General features: G+C 58.9%; 18 protein-coding genes. 10 read left to right on the plus strand and 8 right to left on the minus strand.

Annotated features, from left to right (window positions below; translation table 11 throughout):
- The first annotated feature begins 52 nt into the window (after positions 1–52).
- Positions 53–1,042 carry a hypothetical protein gene (locus I2E13_RS02960; RefSeq protein ID WP_195404140.1) on the plus strand — a complete coding sequence of 330 codons (990 nt, stop codon included), beginning with the start codon at positions 53–55 and terminating at the stop codon, positions 1,040–1,042.
- 12 nt (positions 1,043–1,054) lie between these two features.
- Here I2E13_RS02960 and I2E13_RS02965 read toward each other — a convergent pair whose 3' ends face one another.
- A complete protein-coding gene (locus I2E13_RS02965) occupies positions 1,055–2,236 on the minus strand; it encodes a cation diffusion facilitator family transporter (RefSeq protein WP_195404141.1) in 1,182 nt (393 codons plus the stop codon).
- A gap of 218 nt (positions 2,237–2,454) precedes the next feature.
- On the opposite strand from I2E13_RS02965, the gene I2E13_RS02970 reads away from it, so the two are divergent.
- The gene (locus I2E13_RS02970; protein ID WP_195404142.1) at positions 2,455–3,792 is read left to right on the plus strand and encodes a TFIIB-type zinc ribbon-containing protein; all 1,338 of its coding nucleotides are present in this window, start codon (positions 2,455–2,457) and stop codon (positions 3,790–3,792) included.
- A gap of 57 nt (positions 3,793–3,849) precedes the next feature.
- Here the strand turns inward: I2E13_RS02970 and I2E13_RS02975 are convergent, their stop codons facing one another.
- The gene (locus I2E13_RS02975) at positions 3,850–4,863 is read right to left on the minus strand and encodes a PDDEXK nuclease domain-containing protein (RefSeq protein ID WP_195404143.1); all 1,014 of its coding nucleotides are present in this window, start codon (positions 4,861–4,863) and stop codon (positions 3,850–3,852) included.
- Between the two features lie 195 nt (positions 4,864–5,058).
- Between I2E13_RS02975 and I2E13_RS02980 the strand changes: the two genes are divergently transcribed.
- A complete protein-coding gene (locus tag I2E13_RS02980) occupies positions 5,059–5,337 on the plus strand; it encodes a hypothetical protein (RefSeq protein WP_195404144.1) in 279 nt (92 codons plus the stop codon).
- 94 nt (positions 5,338–5,431) lie between these two features.
- Here the strand turns inward: I2E13_RS02980 and I2E13_RS02985 are convergent, their stop codons facing one another.
- The 3 genes from I2E13_RS02985 to I2E13_RS02995 all read right to left on the minus strand — a co-directional run bounded on the left by I2E13_RS02985 (position 5,432) and on the right by I2E13_RS02995 (position 9,663).
- Complete coding sequence (locus I2E13_RS02985) at positions 5,432–7,918, minus strand: phosphatidylinositol-specific phospholipase C (RefSeq protein WP_195404145.1); 2,487 nt, start codon at positions 7,916–7,918, stop codon at positions 5,432–5,434.
- 306 nt (positions 7,919–8,224) lie between these two features.
- The gene (locus tag I2E13_RS02990) at positions 8,225–8,818 is read right to left on the minus strand and encodes a hypothetical protein (protein ID WP_195404146.1); all 594 of its coding nucleotides are present in this window, start codon (positions 8,816–8,818) and stop codon (positions 8,225–8,227) included.
- Positions 8,819–9,060: 242 nt separating this feature from the next.
- Positions 9,061–9,663, minus strand: coding sequence for a hypothetical protein (locus I2E13_RS02995; RefSeq protein ID WP_195404147.1), 603 nt, complete (start codon positions 9,661–9,663; stop codon positions 9,061–9,063).
- Between the two features lie 376 nt (positions 9,664–10,039).
- Between I2E13_RS02995 and I2E13_RS03000 the strand changes: the two genes are divergently transcribed.
- From I2E13_RS03000 to I2E13_RS03030, 7 genes are all read left to right on the plus strand, one after another.
- Positions 10,040–10,672 (plus strand): cyclodeaminase/cyclohydrolase family protein, encoded by a 633-nt coding sequence (locus tag I2E13_RS03000; RefSeq protein WP_195404148.1) that lies wholly within the window; start codon positions 10,040–10,042, stop codon positions 10,670–10,672.
- A gap of 2 nt (positions 10,673–10,674) precedes the next feature.
- Complete coding sequence (locus I2E13_RS03005) at positions 10,675–11,529, plus strand: bifunctional 5,10-methylenetetrahydrofolate dehydrogenase/5,10-methenyltetrahydrofolate cyclohydrolase (RefSeq protein ID WP_195404149.1); 855 nt, start codon at positions 10,675–10,677, stop codon at positions 11,527–11,529.
- Between the two features lie 354 nt (positions 11,530–11,883).
- Complete coding sequence (locus I2E13_RS03010; RefSeq protein ID WP_195404150.1) at positions 11,884–13,407, plus strand: C69 family dipeptidase; 1,524 nt, start codon at positions 11,884–11,886, stop codon at positions 13,405–13,407.
- 99 nt (positions 13,408–13,506) lie between these two features.
- On the plus strand, positions 13,507–13,923 hold the full coding sequence (locus I2E13_RS03015; protein ID WP_117639744.1) for a hypothetical protein: 417 nt from the start codon (positions 13,507–13,509) through the stop codon (positions 13,921–13,923).
- 8 nt (positions 13,924–13,931) lie between these two features.
- The gene (locus I2E13_RS03020) at positions 13,932–15,695 is read left to right on the plus strand and encodes an ABC1 kinase family protein (protein ID WP_195404151.1); all 1,764 of its coding nucleotides are present in this window, start codon (positions 13,932–13,934) and stop codon (positions 15,693–15,695) included.
- Positions 15,696–16,126: 431 nt separating this feature from the next.
- A complete protein-coding gene (locus tag I2E13_RS03025; protein ID WP_195404152.1) occupies positions 16,127–19,933 on the plus strand; it encodes a DUF4430 domain-containing protein in 3,807 nt (1,268 codons plus the stop codon).
- Positions 19,923–20,816 (plus strand): DUF4430 domain-containing protein, encoded by an 894-nt coding sequence (locus I2E13_RS03030; RefSeq protein ID WP_195404153.1) that lies wholly within the window; start codon positions 19,923–19,925, stop codon positions 20,814–20,816. The genes I2E13_RS03025 and I2E13_RS03030 overlap by 11 nt, the downstream gene beginning before the upstream one ends.
- A 159-nt stretch (positions 20,817–20,975) precedes the next feature.
- On the opposite strand, the gene I2E13_RS03035 is transcribed toward I2E13_RS03030, so the two are convergent.
- The 3 genes from I2E13_RS03035 to I2E13_RS03045 all read right to left on the minus strand — a co-directional run bounded on the left by I2E13_RS03035 (position 20,976) and on the right by I2E13_RS03045 (position 23,992).
- Positions 20,976–21,383 carry a GtrA family protein gene (locus I2E13_RS03035; protein ID WP_055250894.1) on the minus strand — a complete coding sequence of 136 codons (408 nt, stop codon included), beginning with the start codon at positions 21,381–21,383 and terminating at the stop codon, positions 20,976–20,978.
- A 218-nt stretch (positions 21,384–21,601) separates the two neighbouring features.
- Entirely contained in the window at positions 21,602–21,997 is a 396-nt protein-coding gene (locus I2E13_RS03040; protein ID WP_117758763.1) for a GtrA family protein, read from the minus strand.
- Between the two features lie 78 nt (positions 21,998–22,075).
- A complete protein-coding gene (locus I2E13_RS03045) occupies positions 22,076–23,992 on the minus strand; it encodes a fructose-1,6-bisphosphatase (protein ID WP_195404154.1) in 1,917 nt (638 codons plus the stop codon).
- Between the last annotated feature and the right edge of the window lie 308 nt (positions 23,993–24,300).

The raw sequence follows: 24,300 nt of genomic DNA on the forward strand, positions 1-24,300 counted from the left end.
GTAGAATGCATGGATAACTTGAGGCTCACGCGCGACGGAAAGGAATCGTTGCATGGATCAGGACAAGACAACCGTGATGGGCGGCTACGGTTCCGCGCAGGCTGGCGATAGCGCCGATGCGACCCGCGTTGTTCCCAACCCCGGTTATACCGACCCCGCCGCGACGCAGCCTTCTGCCGAGCCAACCCGGGTTATGGGCTATGGCGACACAGCGCGGGATTCTTATGCCGTATCTTCGCAAGGCCCCTATGGCAACGCAGCTCCGGACCCGTTTGATTACGCGCCGCAGGATTCTTATGCCGCCTCGACGCCGAATCCCTATGATGACCTGCCGCAAAATCCCATTCCGCAGCCTCAGCAGACGACGTATATGCCTCGCACGGCGCAGTCTCGCTACGAGTCGCGCGAGCCGTATCGCGAGTACCCCAAATCGATCCCGCAGTATGGTGAGGACGAGGAAGAGACGCCGTCGCGTTCGTCGAGCGTGATCAAGAAGATCCTCATCGTACTGGCGATCTTCTTTGCGCTGTCGGTTGTGTTTGCCATCGTGTCGGGCATGCTTAACAAACGAGGGAGTTCAACGGCCGATGCCACTGCCGAGCAAACCGAGTCCGCCTCGTCTAGCACCGTCGATCTGAGCGATATCCCGGGGCAGTACTGGTCCAACGCCAAGAAGATCCTCAAGTCGCGCGGCGCCGATCTTTCGGATGCCGTGGTCCTGACTGATGATGGCTCAACGCCCGTCGTCGATGCCAACTGGGTCGTTACTTCTGCCTACTATAACGACAACGGCAACCTCGAAATTCAACTCACGCACAAGAACAGCTCGGGCAACTCGTCCGACGGCCAAAGCGGTACCGACAACTCGAGCTCCAATACGCTGGAGGACTTGAGCAACAAGGCACAGGAGTTGGGAGACAAGGCGCAAGAGCTGGGCGATACGGCACAAAACCTGGGCGACACCGCGCAGAACTTGGGCGACATGGCGACGGATGCCTGGAACGCACTGCAAAACGGCATCTCGGGCGCGCAGGGAAACTAGCTGTTAAGCGGGCTACAGCTGTTCAGCCGGACGGTCGGGCGAGCTAAAGCCCGAGTCAAACGTAACGACGCATGAGGCATTGGGTCGGCGCTCGTGCACGATGCGCGTGACGAGCTCCAGCAGCTCCTCGTCGGATATGTCAAAGCCGTCGGGGCGCACCAGGTCAAACGAAACGAACCCGTCGTGCTCGTGCAGGTCGTGGATGGAGAGCGCGGGGTCGATCTGCATAACGCCGCGCTTGACCCAGCCGCGCAAATCATCGCCGGTTGTCGCGATGGGGTCGCAGTGCAGCGTGATGCCAATGCCCATCTGGCGCTTGATGTCGTGCTCGATGGTGTCCAGGATCTCGTGGTGCTCAAATGCGTCGCCCTCGCCGGGCATCTCCACGTGAGCGCTGGCAAACTGACGACCGGGGCCGTAGTCGTGCACCATCAGGTCGTGTGTGCCCAAGACCTGCGGATAGGACATGATCTTGTCGCGGATTGCTTGGACGAGCTTGGGGTCGGGCGCTTGCCCCAGCAACGGGCTGATGGCGTCGCGCACTAGGCCCATGCCGCTGATGCAGATGAAGATGCCCACACCCAGGCCTGCCCAGCCATCGAGGTCAAAGCCGGCCGTCTGCGAAATAAGCGCCGCCACCAAGACCGAGCCCGAGGTGATGACGTCGTTTTTGGAGTCCTGTGCTGTGGCAATGAGTGTTTCGGAATCGATACGGTTGCCCAGCGCGCGGTTGAATGCGGCCATCCAGAGCTTAACGAGCATGGATGTAGCCAGTGCCGCAAGGGAAACGAGCGTGTAAGCGGTGGGGGAAGGCTTGATGATCTTGGTGACCGACTCGAGGATCAGGTTGATGCCGACGGCGCAAACCAGGACGGCGACAAACAAGCCGGCGAGGTACTCGTAGCGGCCGTGGCCATAGGGGTGGCCTTCGTCTGCCGGGCGGCTGGCGAGGCGGAACCCGAGCAGGCTCACGATGTTGCTCGAGGCATCGGAGAGGTTGTTGAAAGCGTCGGCGATGAGGGAGACGGAGCCAGCGAGCAGGCCCGCGATGCCCTTGGCCAGGCACAAGGTGATGTTGAGGCCAATGCAGATGAGGCTTGCGGCGAAGCCCGCGTTGGAGCGGCAGGAGGTATCGACCGGCTCGCCCTCGCTGCCGGGAACAAGCGTATGTACCAGCCGATTTACAAATAGCATAGCGGTCGTCCTCACAATCATGTTTAAGGGGATAGTGTAGCTCGCGCGGGGGCGCCGTGCACCGATGCTCAGAAAATGCAGCAATAGTCTGCCGGTGCTAACGAGCGAGCCTTCTCGTCTGCCTGGGTGGTCCATTTTGGGCCACATGGGTATGGGCATGTGCCTGTTTGCTCGACATACTCAATGTCGACAGCCCCTGTGCAAAGGAGGACGTTTCCATGGACGAGATGTTTGCCATTAAATGTCAAAACTGCGGCGGCCCTATGTACTCGCACCAAGCTAAGCGCAGTTTTGAGTGCGCTTATTGCGGTGCGGTCATTCCGTGGCAGGCGGACGCCGGAGAGCCCAAGAGCGCTTTGGGCATTCGCCATACGCCGTTGACGGTGGTGGATGGACTGCTCAAGCTCACGCATGTGTCGCAACTCGAGCGCCCGGAGGACCCGGACTGGTATTTCTTTAATGAGCACTGGCGCAATCAGTCGGTTCTGGAGCATCTGCTGTGGGAAGACCGCGGCACGGCCCAGGAGTTCCAAGAGGCCACGCATGTGAGCATTCCTTGCCCCTTCTGCGGAGCGTCCTTTGAGGGCGAGTCAACGCAGCGTGTGTTTGAGTGCCCGTCCTGCGGCAACAAGATCGGCATTGCCGACCTGCTCAAGCCCGGTACGTTTAGCAAGCGTCTGACCATGGGCGTGGGTGCGGAGTATGTGCCGGAGCAGGGTATTCCCTGCGAAATCTCGCCGCAGCAGGCACGTGCCAACGCGTTGCAGCTGGTGCGCCAGTACCCCGACGCCTTTGCCGGGCACGATGTGGAAGACGCGATCCAAAACGACATGATGCTCTTCTACTTCCCCATGGCGCTCGCGGATCTGCGCATGATGGCGAGCTTCCCGGGCAAGGGCCTGAGCAAGGAAACCCTGGTGTACTACGAGGTGCTCGACTGGGCGTATCCGCGGGCAAACTACCTGGACGTTCGTCTCATGGGCATTTTGGAGCCGTGGGACTTTGCCAAGGTCGGTCCGTTCGATCCCGCCATGCAGGAAGGCGATTTCCGCGTCGTCTCCGTCGATGCGTCTACCAAGGACCAGGTGGTCATTGATAAGCTGGCGCTCGACATTGCCGGCAACGACGCCGAGGCTGTACTGGGGCTCAATAAAAAGAGTATCCGCACGTGGGCATGCAAGGCCCGCAAGCACAAGGACGGCCTAGTTATGGTGCCGGTCTACTTTGTCGATCGTCCGGCGACGGACAGCCGCGACGGCGAGCAGGTGCGCATCGCCGTGAACGGCCAGACGGGCCGCGCGGCCGCGGTGGTGTTTAGCGACAAGCGCGAAACGCATATCGTGGCACCGCTCAATCCCAACGTGATGCTGTCGAGCGAAAGCACCGTGCACGCCACGCCCATCGAGGTCAAATACGTTAAATCGCCCTTCCTGTACCAGATCGTGCGCCGTGGAGGCGGCGAGCAGCCGCGTCAGGTGGTAGCGGTGGCCGAGGGTTCCTGCCGAGAGGAGAAGCCCAAACGCAAGGGCTTGCTCGCTGCGATCTTTGGGAAGTAGGGAAGCGCAGCGCGGGACGGCTCACAGGCGTGCGGGCGTTTCGGTCGCAACGTGCTGCTACCCTTGCGTTTCGCCATTGGTCGCTTCGTTGATGGCGCGGTACTCGGCACTCAGCTCGCGCGCCAGCTCTTCCTTGCTTGGAAGATACGGCAGGTATTTGGCGGCAAACACTTGGTCGTTGTCTTCGGGCAGCGTGTACTCGACGATCGAATCGCTTTTGTCCGCGCAGAGCACGATGCCTATGGGCGGATTGTCGCCTTCGTTCATGAGCTCGCGCGTGTAGTAGTTCACATACATTTGCATCTGGCCCAGGTCCTGATGCGTAAGGTCATCGGTCTTAAGGTCGATGAGCACGAAGCAGCGTATCAGATAGTTGTAAAACACCAGGTCAATATAGAAATGGCGCCCATCAAAGGTGATGCGCTTTTGGCGCGCCTCGAAAGCGAAACCACGGCCAAGCTCCAGCAGGAACTTCTGAAGATGCGTGATGAGCGCCTGCTCTAGATCGCTCTCGCGAAACGCAGTATCGTCCGAGAAGCCTAAAAACTCCAGTACATATGGGTCGCGGATGATATCCTCGGGGCGACGAGCCGGGGCGCTCTTTTGGATTTCCTGGGTGACGGCCTCCTTGTCCTTGCTGGCAAGCAGGCGCTCTCGGAACATGGTGTTGATCTGGCGTTCGAGCTGGCGCGTGCTCCAGCGAGAATTGGCGCATTCGTTCATGTACCAGGCGCGAGCATCAGGGTCGGGAATGCGCATCAACCTGCGGTAATGAGTCCAGCTCAATTCGCTACGCAGTGCGTCGCGAATTGGAAACGCAAGAAAGAACTGACGCATATTGCGAAGGTTTGCGATGCCAAAGCCTCTTCCGAAATCCGCGGTAAGCCTTCTGGAGAGGCCCGCAATCAATGCCTCTCCATATGCTGCGCGCTCCTCTCCGCCCTGTTCATCAACAATGCTCTTGCCGATCTCCCAATATGCCTCAACCATCGCAAAGTTAACGGCGGTATATGCCTTGTTGCGAGCGGCGTTGAGAATCGAGGAAACCTGCTTGTAAAAAACTTCTGGCACGATTGTCGATTCCCCGCGGTTTACCAGTTCACCCATCAATATCGCCCGACTTTCCTCTTGAGGAATGCATCTTTATTACATTTAGTTTAAAGCCTCGCGCGGACACGAATTGCTGCGTTGTCTGGCACCTTCGCATGGGGGCCTTGCGGTGGTTAAAATGTGACCATAAAGGCAGTTTTAGCGAACCCCACGGGAGTGACATGCACGGACAAGAACACGCTGCTATTCCAGGACAAAGGTTCGGGTAGGTTTAAAGACGTCAAGATCTACCCTAACCGTATTGAGGTGCTCAAGAAGGGCACGTTTGGTGGCAAGCACACCGAGATTGTTTACCTTAAGGACATCACTGGGGTCAACAGGATCAAGGGCCGCGACGTTTTCCTACGTAACAGGCTGTTGACCGCTTGTGTCTTTAGCCTGAGCAGTCGTGCGAAGGCCCAGGAGTTTGTTAACGCGCTGAACATGGTGATGTAGTCGAAAGCGGCGTTCGGGCCAAGGTAAAAATCGGGGGCACAGAACGGTGTTCTGCGCCCCCGATTGAGTCGATGTGTCTAAAAGGCTGGCTTGCCTATTCGCTAGCGCCTTCGCTGTCTTCGCGGTCACTGGCAAGCATTGCTGCACCTGCGACCGTCGTCGCCACGGCGGCGGCAGCGAGCCCGGCGGCAACGCCAGAGCCGTCGCCCGTGTCGGCGAGTTTTCCGGCCGAGCTTTTGCCCTTGCCGTTCTTGTCGGCGCTACCTGCGTTGGAGCCCGTGCCACCGTCGGTGCCGGCGCCGTTGCCGCCCGCGTTGCCCGAGGCTGCAACGGTAAAGCTTGCGGCTCCGTCGCTGGCGAGCGTGTAGTTCTGCGCCGCGTCGCCCAAAAGGCCTTTCGCGCGCACCCAGTACGTCCCTGCGGTAAATGCCTCGCCCTCGACCATTGCCGTGCCCGGAGCGCCGTCCGCGTCGTGCGCAAACTCGAGCTGGGCCGTGCAGGCATCGGTTTCGAGCTTGCCCTCGAGTGATGCCGCAATCTTGGCGCGCACGTCTTCGCCGGCCTTAAGGCCTTCGAGCCCCTCAAAATGGGGCGTCAACGCGCGCGGATCGATATCGATGGGCACATGACCCCGCAGCTCCGTAACGGTCTCGTTGCCCAAGGCGTCGACATCCACATATTCGATGGTAAACGCATGGCCCGAAGCCGCCACGTTGAGTACGTTGCTGCTGTCGACGAGACGGAAATGACCCTCGCCAACGGTCTTGCCATCCTGGAGTGAGGCATCGCTCAGCGAGTCGCCGTATGTCATGCGCATACGGGTCGGGAGGTAGTACGAAGCCGACTGCGTGTGCTTCGTATCGTAATTGTAATTGCGCTGGTAGATGCTCCGGGCCAGTGCCGCATCAACAAAGTCGGATGCGATGATGCCAATGTGCTTGAGGTAATCTGACTTTGTTTCCTCGTTGCCGCTGGGGTTGATGTACGGGCTCTTATACAGATGCTCGTTGACTACTCGTGCCGAGGTAAAAGGATTGCCTCCGTGCGACAAGCCCGTGCAGCTGGTGTAGTTGATAGACCAGCAACGCTCCTGCGCTTGCACCTTGGCCCCGCCATCGTCCACGACGTCCACCTTGTTGCGCGTGCGCCCGGTCGTTTCCTTCAGTGCATTATCGACCCAGCTGAGCTTGTCGGTTCCCGTGAGTTTGTACTTGTCCTGGGCGTATACCTTGGTGCAATAGGGCTCTTTGTCGCCTGTTTCCCCCGCGGCTTCAAAGCCCCGCGCGTCTTGGACGAGACACATAGTGGTGCTGTCGGAGTGAGCCTTGATCTTGTCATCCCATTCGGCAAGGTCGAGGCCCCACGTATGGCCGCTTACACTGTTGCCGGCGAGCCTAAATCGACGCAGCAGAACGATCTTTCCGCGCACCTCGTGTAGCGTGGGAACGCGGCTCGATGTGTAGAACAGGTTGGGGTTATCGGCCATAACCTTGGCGAAGGCCGTCGTTATGCTTTCGTCGGCAGCCTCATCGTTGCCGCGCGATGCGAGCATGATGAGCGCTTCTGACGGGTTTTCGTTCAAAAACGTTTTGAAGTACCCGATGACATCGGAGAGATGCAGATAGTTCCCGTCTTTTTTGAGTAGGTAGAAAATCCCGTGGTCGATACCGGGGTCGTCGCCCTTTCCGAGTCGGATATCAAAATAGCGGATTCCCTCGAGCAACTGCGTGGGAATGTAATCCTGCTGGCATTTTACTTGCGAGGATTGGGGCTCAGTGTCGTTGTCCACGCTGCAGGTGCCCGAATCGTGCGTACCCGGGATGCTCAGCTCGTCGAGGAACTTGTTGTCGTCGACGTATTTCATCCAACATGGCCCATCGACGTAGCTGCTGTACGTGATCCAGTCGAGGCTGCTAACCGTGGCATCGTTCTTTTTCATGTCGTAACCGATAAGTTCGAGCTCCCACGGAATGCTCTTACTCTTATGGCAGATCTTATTGTTGTCCTGGTCTTTGCCGTTCGATTCTATTGCCAAGTACTTAATGTCTTTTTTCTCGGTTTCTTTCTCGACCGTGCGGTCTCGGATGATATAGGTTCCGTTTGATTGGCGCTCGAACGCAAAAGCGCGGCTGGGCTTGTTGTCATACTCGCCGCCCCATACGTGGATGACCTTTCCATCTTTGTCCGAGTCGTCGTCGACCGACCAAATGCTGTAGCCCGTCTTTTTATGCTCTTCGAAATTGAGCAAGGTGCGGATAGCATACCAGTTTGTATCGTCATTCTTGGTCGTTACGTTCTCAAGGATGAGCTTGCTGGACGTGCCGTCGTTAAACAGGTGGCAGACGTTGCCGCGAACGTTGCCGTCTTGGTTGACGCTCGCGGTGCGAAAATAGCCCGCGGGGCGAAGGCGAATGACGAAATTACCGAGGTGCTCCGCCGGTTTGGGCGTGTCGTCTGCAAATGCCGCTCGCAGGGGAATGCCCGGCGCTGCGGTTTCGGGCAGGCTTGCAAATGGCGACAATGCTGCGAGTCCTAGGCCCAACGTGAATGCTCGACGGCTGATGGCGTGGTGTTCGGTCATAACTCCTCCGTTCGCAGGGTGCGGTTATGCGATAGTTTTGGTCACTATACTGCCCAGATGTTTAAAGGTGTCGGCTTAAATTGTGTGCGCGGCGCTATAAATCGGCGGGCGGACGTGTTTGGGTGCTTGCCGTTTTCGTACCGTTGCCACATTTGGGGCGGTTCCGGCGTCCGGCACCCTCGCGTTCGCCGGCTATCGGCATAAGAAAGGGAAGACCGGCGAGCCGATCCTCCCTTGGTGCGAAGCGCTGGGGTATCGTCGCTTGTTTGCACTGTGCCCGTGTTTCCCGCTGCGCTCGCCAGTCGTTTAGCGCTTGATCTCGATGTCGTCGAGCTTGACGTCCATGGCTTCGGTCTTGGCTTCGGCGATGTCGTCGGCAAACTCCAGAGACTTCATCATGGTCTCGACGGCGTCCTTGTGTTCCTCGACGTTGTCGATGCGCACGTACACGCTGCCGCCGTCAACGTCGGTGAAGTACTCGGTCGTCACGCCGCCCGAGTGCGTAAAGTAGGCGCTGCGCCAGGTCTTGCCGTTGTACTTAACGGGATCGCTCTCGGTCCATCCGGAGTTGGCCTTCCACTTTGCCTCGTAGTCAAACAGCTTGTCGGCGTTCTTGTCAGTGTCGAAGACGGGGATGAAGCGGTCGCTGGCGTGCTCGCTCTCGGTGAACTTAAACTGGGCCCTATCGGCCGTGTCGCCTGCGACGTCCGTGATTTCGACGCCCTCGGGCACCTCGACCTTAAACCAGATGAAGTCGGTCCTCATATCCACGGCTGGCTTTTCTGCGCCGCCGCCACCGCCACTGCCGGTAGCGCCGCCGCTTCCGCCGCAACCCACCAGGGCAACCGCGGCAAAGAGACTGATGCAGAGGGTGAGAATCGCAAAGGCCTTCTTTTTCATGGTCGTGTCCTCCTCGATCTGTAACCGCCCATGGATTACCTGTCTTTACTGTACGCGTGAGCAGCTCATTCGGGTGGGCCATGTGTCCCATTCTGGGGGCCGGATTTGCGCCGTTAAGTGGCAATATGCTCGGACGCAAAAGAGGGGAGGGCCGATGCTGTCGGCCCTCCCCGGGGTTGGGTGCCCGTTGCTTTAATGGGGCGCATGTGCGCAGGTGCGCGTAGGCGCGTGCGGGTGTCCCGTTACTTGAGCTCGATGCTCGAAATCTCGACTTCGCGCGCCTCGGAAACTGCCTCTGCCATGTCATCGGGGAATTCGATGGAGTTGAGGAGCGCCTCGGCTTCTTTCTTGTGCTGGTCGAAGTTCGAGATAAGGACATAGATGCTTCCCGGCTCAACGTCGGTAAAGAGGAGGGTTGTGATGCCACTGTTGTCCTCGTACGTTCCGACGAGCCACGTCCTGCCGTTATACTCGATGGACCCGCCATCCTTCCACTGGAACGTATCCCCCTTCTTTTCCGCCTGGTCGGCGTGGGATTCCTCGGCTGTCATCGCTTTTTTCCAAACGGGGATAAAGCGATCGGCCGAGGCGTTCTCGTCTTCGGGGAAGGTGAGCTGGACCCTGTCGGCATTCTTGCCGGCGGAGTCGCTTACGCCGACGCCCTCGGGCATCTCGACCTTAAACCAGATAAAGTCGGTCTTCTTGGCGACGGGGGCCTTTTCCTTGCTCTCGCTCTTGGTGGTGCTGCCGCCTCCGCCCGATGCGCTCCCGCCGCAGCCGACAAGGGCAAACGCGGCAAAGAGGGCGATGCAAAGGGAAAGAATCGATAGGGTCTTTTTCTTCATGGTGGCGTCCTCCTTGTCTGCCAGGGACATCGTGCGCCGCGGATCGCTGGGGCAGCGGTTGCGCGTGCACATGATGACTTTGTTTGCTGTGCGGTGATTCCTCCATTCGTCGTCCGGTGCCGTGATGAGCTTGCCCCAACATAGGGCTCCTTACCTATATGTATGCCCCAGTTGCCGCTGCCCGGAAGTCTCGAAAGGTGGGCCATGTGTCCCATGTTTGTGTCGCTGCCGCCTATCGTGTGCCATAGAAATCCGCGATGGCCAGGTGCGCTGACGCCCATGTGCTTATGGGCTAGACTTAGCACCATTACGTGATCGATGCGGTTGGTCGGCGGTTGCCGCCTGACCGATGTATATGACTTGAAGGTGCGTGCGTATGAGCCAAGAGATGATGGATAAAACCTGTCGAGAGTTTGCCGAGGCACTTGCCGCGCGCGAGCCGGTTCCCGGCGGTGGCAGCGCGAGCGCCTTTGTGGGCGCGCTGGGCGCCTCGCTGTGCGGAATGGTTGCCCGCTACGGTGCGACCAATCCCGCGCTTGTTGATCGTGCGGATGACCTGACGCGCGCATTTGCCCAGGCAGATGAGTTGGCCCAGGAGCTTGTCGAGTTGGTTGCCGAGGACGTTCGTGCATATGGGCAGGTGTCCGCGGCGTATGGTATTCCGCGTGGCGATCCGGCTCGAGCGACCGCGATTCAGGATGCGCTGCATGTGGCCGCTATGCCGCCGTATCGCATTATGGATGCCTGCGGGCGTGCACTGGCGCTGCTCGAGGACATGGCCGACAAGGGTTCGCGTCAGCTGCTGTCCGATGTGGCGTGCGGCGCCGTGTTCTGCCGTTCCGCTATGCAGGGCGCGAGCTTGACGCTCTTTGCCAACACCACGTCTATGAAGGATCGCGCTCGTGCTGAGGAGCTCGAGACGGCGTGTGATGAGTTGCTCGACACGTGGTTGCCGCGCGCCGATGCGCTGGCGCGCCGCGCCGCCGACGCTGCAAGGAAGAGGGGATAGCCATGGCTGAGCTACTGAAGGGTGCTCCCGTCGCCCGCGCGTTGACTGAGGAACTTGCTGCTCGCTGCGCAGCCCTGCGCGAGCGGGGCGTTGTTCCGACGTTGGCTATCGTGCGTGTGGGTGAACGCGAGGACGACCTATCCTACGAGCGCGGTGCGCTCAAGCGCTGCGAGAAGGTTGGCATTGAAGCTCGCCGCGTTTTGCTTCCCGCCGATGTTTCGCAGGACGAGCTGTTGGCGGCCATCGAGGACATCAATACCGATTCGTCTGTTCATGGCTGCCTGATGTTCCGCCCGCTGCCCGCCGGCCTTGACGAGGACGCGGTTGCCGCGGCACTCGATCCTGCCAAGGACGTTGACTCCATGACGCCGGCTTCGCTGCTCACCACGCTTTCGGGGCGCGGCGAGGGTTTTGCCCCCTGCACAGCCGAAGCCGTGCTTGCTTTGCTGGATCATTACGGCGTTGAGCTGGATGGAGCTAAGGTTGCTGTGGTCGGGCGCTCGCTGGTGATCGGGCGTCCTGTTGCCGCCATGCTTACGGCGCGCAATGCGACCGTGACGACGTGCCATACGCATACGCGCGACCTTGCTGCCGAGTGCCGTGCTGCCGACATTGTGGTTGCCGCCGTTGGACGCGCGCACACGATTGGCGTGGATGCCATTCGCGAGGACCAGACGATCATCGATGTTGGCATTAATTGGGACGAGGCCGCTGGCAAGCTGGTGGGTGACGTCGATTCTGATGCTGCGGAGCCGGTCGTTAACGCCATCACGCCCGTGCCGGGCGGCGTGGGCGCTGTGACGACGGCGATCCTCGCCAAACACGTGATCGAGGCGGCCGAGCGCGCATCGAAATAGGCGTTTTGGGCTGTTTGAGGGGTTAGCTCTATACCCCGTGGACAAAAAATGCCAAATATGAGTACTGTTGCCAAGATAGTCACATATATTTTAGGTCAAATAGGCTCTCTAACGATATTTATTATCGATAGAGAGCCTATTTTATTGGACCTATGAGGAATTACATCATCTAATTTTTGAACAAATGTAGACTTTCGACACCCATACGTAGCAAAATTGCTGTTACTAAATTGGTGACAGTACTCATATTTGGCATTTTTTGACCACAGGGGTTGCCAGCGCCGTGGTTTCGCCCTTTCTGCGCCGAAGCGATACACTGTTATCGTTTGATTTCTTCGCTCAAGGAGGATGCGCATGCCGTGCACAACGATTTTGGTTGGTAAGAACGCGAGCTACGACGGGTCGACGTTGGTCGCCCGCAACGAGGATTCGTCCAACGGGGTGTTTGAGCCCAAGCGTATGCGCGTGGTGCATCCCGACGAGCAGCCGCGCGTCTACACGAGCGTTCTGAGTCACCTGACCGTTGAACTGCCCGATAACCCCATGCGCTACACGAGCGTCCCCGATGTTGTCCCGGGCCACGGCATCTGGGCCGAGGCCGGTTTCAACGAGCTCAATGTGGGCATGTCTGCAACCGAGACGCTCACCACCAACGAGCGCGTTCGCGGCGCCGACCCGCTCGTGGACTACGTGCCCGCCAAGGGCAACGAGGGCGAGGACGGATACGTTCCGGCGCAGCCCGGCGGTCTGGGCGAGGAGGACATGGTGACCCTGGTGCTGCCATATGCCAAATCCGCCCGCGACGGCGTACGCATTCTGGGTGACCTGCTCGAGCGTTATGGCACCTACGAGAACAACGGCATCGCCTTTAGCGACGTGGACGAGATCTGGTGGCTCGAGACCATCGGCGGTCACCACTGGATCGCCAAGCGCGTGCCCGATGACGCTTATGTGACCATGCCCAACCAGCTGGGTATCGATAGCTTTGACCTGGATGACGCCGAGGGCGCCCAGGCCGATCACATGTGCTCCGCCGACCTGCGCGCTTGGATGGCCGAGTGGCATCTGGACCTGACGCTGGGCGTCGAGGGCGACGGTCCGGCCGCGGTCTTCAACCCGCGCGAGGCCTTTGGCTCGCACAGCGACAGCGACCACGTCTACAACACGCCGCGCGCCTGGTATATGCAGCGCTGCCTTAACCCCAGCGATGTGTGGGACGGTCCCGAGGCCGACTACACGCCCGAGAGCGACGATATTCCCTGGAGCCGCGTGCCCGAGCGCAGGGTGACCATCGAGGACATCAAGTACGTGCTTTCGAGCCACTACCAGGGCACGGAGTACGACTGCTACGGCAGCAAGGGTACGCCCGCCACGCGTGGCGCCTATCGCCCCATCGGCATCAACCGCAACAGCCAGCTCGCTGTGCTGCAGCTGCGCCCCTATGCGCATCCGGCCTACCGCGCCGTGCAGTGGATGGCCTTTGGCTCCAACTCGTTTAACGCGCTGGTTCCGCTGTACGCCAACGTCGAGACCATGCCCGAGTACTTTGCCGACACGCAGGCTCGCGTGACGTCCGAAAACTTCTACTGGGCCAACCGCCTGATCGGCGCGCTGGCCGACGTCCGCTTCCATGAGTGCGGCCGCGCAGTCGAGGATTATCAGGAGAAGGTCGGCGGCATGGGCCACAAGCAGATTCATGACGTCGACGCTGCCGTAGCCGTTCTGCCCGAGGCCGAGGTGCCTGCCGAGCTTGCACGCGCCAACGAGGAGTTTGCCGAGCTCGTGCGCGTGGAGACCGATGCCCTGTTGGGCAAGGTGCTCTACACCACGAGCTGCGCCATGAAGAACTCTTTCGCGATGAACGACAACGTGAGATAGGGATTTCCCGTCGATCGAATAGCGCTTAAACGCTTTGTCGCTTTCACTCAATCTTGGGTACAAGAACGCCAATGCAGTTGTTTGTGATTGGAGACAACCATGGTTATGAAACTCGATCAGCTTGTTAACGGCGCCATCAACGTGGGCTTCGGCGCCGCCGCCGTTGCCGTCGAGGGCAGCAAGAAGGTTCTCGACGACCTTAACACCAAGGGCGAGCAGGTGCGCAAGGACGCAGGCGCCCCCGGTATCGCCCGCAGCGTATCCGACATGTTCGAACAGGCCGGCGGTACCATCTCCGATCTGACCGAGCGTCTGGGTATGCAGGGCGAGACCGCGGCCCAGCGCGTGCTCGACGAGCTCATTCTGGCTCGCGTCCGCGTCATGACAGCCCCCGAGCGCACGGCCTTCCTGGCCCATGTGCGCGACATCGTCGATTCGGTCGAGGACAACGTGACCTCGGTGCCCGTCGAGTCCGTTGAGCCCGACGATGCGAAGGATACCGAAGAGGCCGAGTAGCAGCGCAGATGGCAGATTCCACCACCGATTACAACAATCTAGATCCTTTGGGTGACGAGGCGGCGGTTGTCGATGAGGTCGATGCCGCCGTCTCGGGCGCTCGCAAGAAGCCGCGCGCTGTCGATATGGTCCCCGAGGAGCCCGACGCGATGGCGCCGGATGAAGAATACCAGCTCACGCCGGCGGGTCGCCGCGAGCGCATCGGGCAGATTGTTCGCCTGGTCAAAAAGTACCGCGTGTGGGATAACCTCACGCCGGTTCGTTTGCGCCGCCTGCTCGAGGAACTCGGCCCCATGTTCGTCAAGATGGGGCAGATTCTGGCCAACCGGTCCGAGATTCTGCCGCAACGCTTTTGCGACGAGCTGCGTCGTCTGCGGTCCGACGTGGAGCCGGTGCCGTACGAGGTCGTACTCAGTTGTCTGGAAGAAGAATACGGCCTGCGCCTGGGAGAGATGTTCGATGCGATCGACCCCAATCCGCTTGGTAGCGCATCGCTCGCGCAGGTGCACCGCGCTCGTCTGGTGACGGGCGAGGACGTGGCCGTCAAGGTGCAGCGCCCCGGTGCGCAGCAGGTTATGGCACAGGACATCGATATCATCCGCTCGGTGGTGCGTATCGTTTCCAAGTTCGTCAACACCGATCAATTCGTTGACCTGCACGGCGTAGTCGAGGAGCTGTGGACCTCGTTTCGCGAGGAGACCAACTTTTTGGCCGAGGCCAAAAACCTCAACGACTTCTACGAGTTCCATAAGAGCGTTCATGGCGTGACGTGCCCTAAATCCTATCTGGACCTGTGCACCGAGCACGTGGTGGTTATGGACTACGTCGACGGCATTTCGATCGCCGATCCTGAGTGCTTGGTGGCCGAGGGCTATGACTTGGAAAAGATCGGTGCCGCAATCGTCGAGGATTACTCGACGCAGGTGCTCGATGACGGCTTTTTCCATGCCGACCCGCATGCGGGAAACATTATTCTCAAGGACGGCATCGTTTACTTTATCGACTTGGGCATGGTCGGACGCATGTCGAGTCACGATCGCGGTATCGTCAAGGACATGATTTTCGCCGTGGCCGAGGGTGACGTGCCCAAGCTCAAGGATTCGCTCATGCGCTTCGCCGTGACGCGTGGCGATTCGGCCGAGCTCGATCATTCGGCCTTTTTGTCCGATTTGGACTTTATCGTGGCTGACTTTGCGGGCCTTGACCTGAAGGATCTGGATATCGGCGAGTTTTTGACCTCGCTGTTAAACCTGGCGCGCAAAAACGACGTTGAGCTGCCGAGCGTGGTAACGATGTTCGCCCGCGGCATGGTGACGCTCGAGGGCCTGCTGACTGAGTATATGCCCAACGTCAACATGATCCAGATCATTCAGACGCATATCAAAAACGAAAAAAGCACTTATGCGCGCGTGCGCGACATGGGACGCGATCTTGCCGCGAGCAGCTATCGCGCGGCAAAAGGCTCGCTCGAGGCGGCCGAGTATCTTGGCCTGGCTTCGCGCATGCTCACGCGCGGCCAGCTTAAGGTGAACACGCAGATCATGAGCAGCGATAAGGCGCTGCGACAGCTGGGCGGAATTATCGACCGTATGTCGATGGCAATTGTGATTGCTGGCCTGTTTATCGGTTCGTCGGTGGTGTACTACGCGCGCATCGAGCCGGTTGTGTTTGGTATCCCAGTCATTGGCTTTATGGGCTACGTGAGCGCGCTGGTGCTGGCGCTTATGCTGGGCCGCAATATCTGGCTCAACAGTCACGGCGGCAAGCACTAGAGGCCGCGACCGTCACCGCATTTTCCTATCGCAAACAATAGCTTTTACCTTGGGCTTCGCCTGCGTGCGAGGCTCTTTTGCGTGATACCATTTTGACGGTAATAATCGATGGCCTAGATGGTGGTGCGGAGACGCATGAATGCGCGGTTTACCTGCGCGTTTGGGAGAATTGGGGTGCAAGTCCCCGGCTGTACCAGTAACCGTAATTCCTCTTGGCTCGGGATGTTCGCGTCGCAGATCGGACGACGTGCCCGAGTCGTTAAGGTTAAGTCGGATCGCCTCCCATCTTGCATGCGGCTGCGGCGTATGCCGCCGGTGTGCATAGGGCTCTGGAGGGAAGGGGGACCCCGATGGGGGAACTCGAGCGCAACATGCGCGATGACGTGGGGCAGCCTCAAGGCAACGCTCCAAGTACAGACAATGGGAGACAAATGGATATGTTTGTGGACGAGTGTCAGCGCGTCTCGCATCGCCGTGGCGCAATTGCGCGCGGCGTAGCCAAGCGCGGCCTGGTGGCATTCCTGGCCTTCGCGATGGCCTTTGGCACCACGCCGGCTCAGCTGTGGGCCGAGGGCACCGAGGGCATTGCCGAGGCTGTGGCTCAGGCTACGACGCCGGACGAGGGTGCAGCGCCTGCGGATGGTGCTGCCGACCAGGGTAAGGCCGAGGTTTCGGATTCCGAGGGCGCGCCTGCAGCTAGTGCCGCCACTACAGAGGCGGCAACTGGCGACGAAGGCTCGGCGACGGGGGAGAGCCCTGCCACGAGCGTGCAGTCTTCGACGGCATCCGCTGGCCAAGCAGGATCTGCCGCCGCGACTGCCGTCCAGACAGAGAACCCGACAGAAACCGGCGATGTCGCCAAGAAGCAAGTCGAGGTCTCGTTCTCGATTGTCGGCACCGATGCCGACGGCAAGGCTCAGACCTGGGTGGCACCTACGCAACTCAAGCTCGACGAGGGCGCGACGGCTGCGGACGCCTTCGTTAAGCTGCAGCAGAAGACGGGCTTCAAGGCGGACTACGATGCAAACACGGCATACGGGTTCTACCTCAAGAGCATTACGTCCCCGACGGATAGCCGCACGCTTGCCTACGACGCGACAACTGGTGCCTTCTGGCAGCTCTTTGTTGATGGCGCGTCTTCCTCGGTTGGCGCGAGCAGCGTCAAGCTCACCCAGGGGCAGAAGATTGAGTTTGCCTATACGGCTGGTAGCTCGTCCCCTGTCGTTAAGGACCAGCTTGCTGCGAATGTGACCGTCATTGGTCGCGATGCCCAGGGCAAGACTCAGACTTGGGTCGATAACGCGCAGTATGTGGTGACGTCCGGCTCGAGCGCACTTGACCTTACGAAGGTCGCGCTCGAGGCGAATGACATCGACGCCGTTGCTGCGGGCTCCTTCATTCTGAGCCTTAAGTACAACGGCGTTGAGCTGGGTACGCCGCTCGATTATTCGACCCATTGGCAGCTGTTCATTAACGGCAAGTCGAGCGACTACACGGCAGACAATGTCACCATTCATGCTGGCGATACCGTTACGTGGTTCTACGGTGGCTGGGGCGACCAGTTGCCGTCCGATTCCGTCCATGCTTCCGTTCAGGTCCTCGGTAAGGACAAGGACGGCAAGCAGCAGGTTTGGGCTTCGACGGGCCAGACGAGTCTCAAGGCGGGTTCTACTGCCAAGGATCTCCTTGAGCAGACCGGCCTTACTCTCGATGCTGGCGAATCGTCTTGGGGCTGGTTCCTCAACGGCATTACTTCGCCGTTCGATGGTAAGTCCTATGGCTGGGATGCTGCGACCAATAGCTATTGGCGCTTCTACGTAAATGGCAAGTTCGCCGACGTTGGCGCCGGTGCCTACAAGCTCCAGGAGGGTGACGCCGTCACCTTTATGTATGGTGCTGACGCCGATGCCCTCCCCGGTCAGGTTCTTGGGTCCGTCGATGTTATCGGTCCCGATGTCAACGGCAACAATACTCGCTGGGGCTCGGCAAGCAATGTTTCTCTGCCCGAAGGCTCTACGGCCCAGGACCTTATTGAGACGGTTCTGAAGGCGAAGAGCGTTGATTACAACGCCTCCCAGAGCGGTGCATACTGGTTCCTGAATTCCATTACTTCGCCGTTCGATCACAAGCCGTATGTCTGGGATGCTGCGACCAATAAATATTGGCATCTGTATATCAATGGAGAGCCCTCCTTACTCTGCGCCAATCAGATTACGCTCAAGAGCGACGATAAGGTTACGCTTGCCTATACCACCGACGATTCGCCCATGCCCGATCCTGACAAGATTGTCGTGGACCCGAGTGCGACGACTCCTGATTGGGATGCCGAGTGGGCCGGCTACGGCAACAGTGGCAACGGTTCGACCGTAACGGATGCCAAGACGCCTGCGCAGGCCGCTGGTCTTAAGTGGGCCTTCGATTGGAAGGCCGAGTCTGGCCAGCAGTATGCCAACTGCAGCGAGCCTGTCATTGCTAACGGTTTTGTGTACATCGCGACCGAGAACGAGCTCATTAAGATCGATTCGTCCACGGGTAAAAAGGTTGCCTCTGCGCCGCTTGCCTCCAAGGTGAGCTATACCTCTCGTCCGATCTATGCCAATGGCCTTATCATCGTTCCGCTCAACGGCGGTGCGGTCCAGGCGATTACTGCGGACAAGCTGATCTGCAAGTGGCTGACGCCTGGTTTGACGGACTTGACGCAGAGCTCCTGCACCGTCGTTTCGGACGGCGAGTACGTCTATGTAGGCTCGGTCGATATTTCGTATGACGAGAATTACAACGCGACCTACGGCAACGGCTCCTTTGCGCGCATTAAGATTGCCACGGGCGAAGTTTCTTGGCAGAACATCGACCCTGCCGAGGGCTATTACTGGACTGGTGCGGCTTTGACGGATAAGTATGCCATCGTTCCTACGAGCGCGGGTACGCTTAAGTGCATTGATAAGACGACGGGCGACGTCGTTTCGACCATGAAGCTCGGCGCTCTCGCGAACGCCGACTGTGTCGCCGATCCGTCCAATGGTTCGACCTTCTATCAGATGACGCACGATGGAAAGCTCCATGTGATTTCGCTTTCGGCGAAGGGCGTACTGGGCGAGCAGAAGACGGTCGACCTGGGTCTTACTAATAACATGAGCGCACCGGCGGTGGCTGGCGAAAACTTGATTGTCGGCGGACAGACGGCTACTGGCTCTGCTCTGGCTCTCTATAATCTGAAGACCGGTAAGACCACGATGGTCACCGCTGCTGACGGCAAGGCGCTGCCGGCTGGCTTCAACGGTATTGCTGCTACTCCGCTGGTGAGTGTTCAGGGTGGAAAGACCCATGTGTACTTCACCGTTAACAGCGCGGATAGCAAGGATTACGTCAACTACTCTGCTGGTGGTGGCGTGTATCGCTATACGCTCGGCGATGCAGAGGCGACGCAGATTTATGATGCGGCTGGCCATTACCAGCACTGCGACTCTCCGGTCATTGCCGATGCTTCTGGCAATCTCTACTACATCAATGACTCGGGCACGCTGTTCAAGCTTGGGGCCGTTGAGTCTTGGACGGTTGCTTTTAATTCCAACGGCGGGTCTGCTTGCGACACTAAGTTTGTTGCTACGGCCGATGGCAAGCTGGTCAAGCCGGCCGATCCGACGCGCGATGGCTACGCTTTCGGCGGTTGGTATACCGATGAGGCTTGCACGCAGGCGTATGACTTCAGTACGCCGGTGACGGCCGATCTGACGCTGTATGCCAAGTGGACCAAGAATGCCGTTAACCCTGGCGGCAATGGCGGTTCTGGCTCCAATGGCGGCAATGGTGGCGCTGGTAACGGTTCCGGTGCTGGCGCTGGCACGGGTTCCGGCTCCGGCACGAAGGGCCAGCAGGCTGGCGGCGCTGTCGCCCCGGGTCATAAGCCGACGACCAAGACGACGGTGTCGACCAAGACTGAGACCAAGGACAACAAGTCCGACAAGAAGGACTCCGATAAGTCCGACAAGAAGGACGAGAAGAAGTCTGACAAGAAGTCTGACAAGAAGGACAGCAAGTCCGACAAGAAGTCCGATTCCAAGTCCGATACGGGTGCTGCTTCCACGACCACTGCTAAGAAGTCCTATAGTGCTGCCGAGCAGGAGACTGGCACCAATCCGCTCGCCATCGTTGGCATCGCCGCCGGCGTGATTGGCCTTGCGCTAATCGCCGTCTTCGTGCTGACCAAGCGCGACAAGGGTGACGGTAATGCCCGATAAGCCCAAGGAGACCAACGGGCAACAGCCCGACTCCTCGTTTATCCAGCTCGATGATCCAAAGCAAAAGGGCGCCGCTTCGGCGGCGTCCGCCCCTCGTCGCAAGGCACTCCTTGGCGTTCTGACTGCCGCTTGCACCATTCTGATCGTCGTCTCGCTGGGTTTCGTCCACCCTTCCACAAGCGGTGCCTGGTCCATCGACTGGATCATTCAGACCGTGACGGGGGAGAGCGTCGTAACCAAGGACACCAAGGTGTCTGGCTCGACTACGACTTCGGGCGAGGCCAGTTCCAAGGATTCCAAGTCATCGAATGACGCAAAAGATGAGTCCAAGCATTCTGATGAGTCCAAGTCCAAGGACGATTCCGAGTCTTCAAACAAGGAATCGGATAAAAGCTCGGATAGCAAGAAGTCCGATGGTCAGGACGGCAAGAAGTCTGGCGATAAATCCGCTGCCCAAAATACGGGAGTCGGTGATACTTCCAATGCGTCTGGCGGTGGCCAGTCGTCCGATGGAGCCTCATCCTCTAATGGTGGAAACGCCTCCTCGGGCGGCCAGAGCGGCTCGCAGGAGTCCAGCTACATAACAGTGACGGTTTCGGTCACATCGAGCGCTGTGGGCAATCCTGTGTCTTCTGGTGGCACCTTTACCTTTAACGAAGGCGCTACCGTCTACGATGCCCTGTGCGCGCTGGGCCTTTCTGTCAACGCACATGGCTCGTCGTACGGCACGTATGTCTCCGCGATTGGTGGTTTGGCCGAGAAACGGTACGGCGGCACGAGCGGCTGGATGTACTCCGTCAACGGCACAACGCCCATGACGGCCTGCAGCAACTACGTTCTCTCCAACGGCGACAACGTGGTCTGGTATTACGTTACAGGCTAGAGGCTTCGACATAGCGCGCCAGACGGGCGGTTCGGACAGACATCCGGGTCGCCCGTTTTTCATGCGAATGGGATTGGGTCGCCGGGTCTCTCGGCAAACAAAAAACCGGTTGGAATGGGAATTCCAACCGGTTATACATTCAAGCAAATAGCGAATCGACTACGACCGTGCGCCCTCGAGGAAGAAGCGGCGGCTGAAGTAGTTGTACCAGGTGACGAGGAACGTGGCGATGGCCTTCATGGCCTGGTAGCCGATGCTCAAAAACGTGACGCCCACAAACATGTACAGGTCGTTGAGGCCCAGGCCGATCACCGACAGGATGGTGAAGATCGTGAACTCGCGCTTGCGGCTCATGCCCTCGCGATGGTCGAACACGTACTTCATGCTGAGCCAGTAGTTGACCACGACGGACGTGGTAAACGAGACCGTGGTGCTCATCAAAAAGTCGAGGTGAAACAGCTCGACGAGCGCAATGAGCATACCCCAGTCGATGCCAAAGGAGATAAGACCCACGACAGCGAACTTGAGGAACTGCTTGGTATGAGGTTGTGCCAGTGCCTTGCGCACGTAATCACATCCAATGCGTTGATGAATCGAGCAGAGGATACTTTAGAGCTTTTGCAAGGGAAACGTAAGGTCCTTGCCAAGAACTATACGAACTCGCCAAATTTTCAAGAGCTAATCCGCAAACGTTGAAAATTTGCCCGTAAACGAGCAATGCCCACGAACAACACAGCGCACGACGCGCGTCGTCCGTGGGCATTGTAAAGCTGTAAGGTTGCGAGTTACTTGGTCTCATCGCCTTCCAGGAAGATCTTTCGGGTCACAAAGTTGTAGACCATGACAAGCGCGGTGGCGCAAATCTTGGCGATATTGGCCTCGAGCCCCAGGCCGGCGTTGAGTGTCAACACGATACCGTCGTTGAGTGCCAGGCCGATCACGGACAGCACGACAAAGATAATGAACTCGCGGCGGCGGCTCATGCCTTCCTTGTGCGCAAACACGTACTTCATGCTTGCGAGGTAGTTAAAGATGAGCGAGACGATAAAGCCGCTGGTATTGGCGATTAGGATGTTGAGGCCCAGACCGTAGTGGAGCAGATTCATAATGCCAAAGTCGATAACCGTGGCAATGACACCGACGACGCCAAATTTCATGATCTGTGCAAGGAGCTTTTGCATGGTACCTGCCTTATGGTGGCGCCGGGGCGCCGCGGGGATGACAAACTCAGCAAGTTTAGCCAATCCCCACGGGTGGTGCTAGGCGCGCTCCTCGATAGCACCGTTTCTATATGCATCGAGCAGCTGGCGCAGGTCCTGGATCTGGCTGCGGATCTTGGCACCGGAATCGGTGTCGCTCACCATGCGGCGACGGTCGGCCTCGTCAAAGCGGTTGGTCTCGCTTTCGATATCGACGTTGCGGGTGAGTGCCTCGGCAACCGTCGTAAAGGCCCGGTGCGACTTGAGGCGGCAGCCGCGCGAGCTCGAGATGAGCGTATAGCCGGCGATACCCGTCTTGGGATGGTAAGCGCGGCAGAAGCCGCCATCGATGACCAGCAGCTTGCCCTCGGCGCGGATGGGCCGCTCGCCCTTGGTGGTTTTAACGGGCGTGTGGCCGTTGATGATGTGACCGGTCGGTGAGCATGCCATGGGCGCGACGCCAAACTCGCGCATGATGTCGTCGCAGACCGAGGGCGACTTGGTAAGCGTAAAGTACGGGTCCATCGGCTCGACCCAGGTGCTCTTATCGGCGATATAGGCGCGCTCAAAGGTGCGCACCAGGCGTCCGCTGGCGGGTGAGTTAAAGCCAATCCACAGGTACCACATCCAGTCGAGAGCGTCGCGGTCGCCCACGCGCCAGGCGCGGCGGGCGATGTGGTCGCAAAAATCGAGATAATCGCGGCCAGCGTGCCAGGTGCCCAGGCAGTTCATGCTGCTAAAGGTGCCGTCTTCGTTGAGCGGCACGCAGCCATGGAACAGCAGGTTGCCGTTGGCGACCTTGTACATCGAGCCGTGGGAATAGAGGAAATCGATATGGCGATGCAGGTGATCGGCGGTGACAAACTCGGACACGAGCTTGTCGATGATGTGCTGCTCCTGAGACGTGAGCGTATAGGGGTCCGTCGGGTCGACGGTGGGGAAGTCGTTGGTCGTGAGCGGCCACACACTGCCGTCGGCGAGCGTGACCGTGCCGGTGTCGTGGTCGATCTTGTCGAGTAACAGGCGGTCGGTCATGTCGAACTCGGGATGGCGCTGGATAATCTGACCCTCGAGCTTAAAGAGCAGCACGTTGATGGCCTTGATCAGCGGGGTGATGGACTCACCGGCGGTGTAGGTGGCATCGGCAAAGGCGACAAGCTCACGCAGCGAGATGCCGTAGTCGTTCTCCAGGATCTCGTAGTTGTCGTAGCGTAGGTTGTTGCGCAGCACCGTGGCGATGCAGGCGGGCTCACCGGCCGCAGCGCCCATCCACAGCAGGTCGTGGTTGCCCCACTGGATGTCGAGTGAATGGTAGGTGAGCAGGCGGTCCATAATCTTGGCCGCGCCGCCACCGCGGTCGAAGATGTCGCCCACCAGGTGCAGGTGGTCGACGGCCAGGCGCTTGATGAGCGAGGCAAGCGACTCGATAAAGTCGTCGGCGCTTGCGGTCTCCAGGATGGACTCCACGATGCGCTCGTGATAGCGCACGCGATAGTTGTTCTCGTCCGGATGCGTGTGTAGCAGCTCGTCGATGATGTAGGCGTAATCGCGTGGGATGGCCTTACGCACCTTGGAGCGCGTATAGCGGCTCGAAAGCGAGCGGGCGACCATGATGAGCTGGTCAAGCATCGTCTTGTACCAGGTGGGCGAGTCCTCGCGCTGGCTGCGGACCAGCTCGATCTTCTCGCGCGGGTAGTAGATGAGCGTACACAGCTCGCCCTTCTCGTCAAAGGTGAGCGTTTCGCCAAAGATTTCGTCGACATGCTCGCGCACGACGCCCGAGCAGTTGTTGAGGATGTGCATAAAGGCTTCGTACTCGCCATGCACGTCGCTCATAAAATGCTCAGTGCCTTTGGGCAGGTTGAGGATGGCCGAGAGGTTGATAATCTCGGTAAACGCGGATTGCTCGGTGGGAAACCGTCTCGACAGCAGGCGCAGATACTTGAAGTCTTGCGGATTGCGATCGAATGCGACCATGAAACACCTTCCGATGGGGTTGGTAAAACTGATAAACAGCGTCAAACGTTTATCAGTATGCGCCGCTTTTGTTTCGATTGGGGGTGGGAGGTCGAATTGTTGGCCGAACGGTTTGGTAAATCGATTTAGTTGAGGTAGATATGGCGGTTGGATGGAGACGACAGAAGGTGTTTTCTCAGATATTTATGCGTGGGGTCGGTGGAGACGATGGTGGTAGAGATGTTCGCTATTATTGGTTCGATTTGGTAAATAGTGGACATATGTACCGTATGTAAGCTCACTGTGCGATAATTTGCGCAGCAATGAGT

The sequence above is a fragment of the Collinsella aerofaciens genome, assembly GCF_015554145.1.
In the GTDB taxonomy this organism is placed as follows: domain Bacteria; phylum Actinomycetota; class Coriobacteriia; order Coriobacteriales; family Coriobacteriaceae; genus Collinsella; species Collinsella aerofaciens_AA.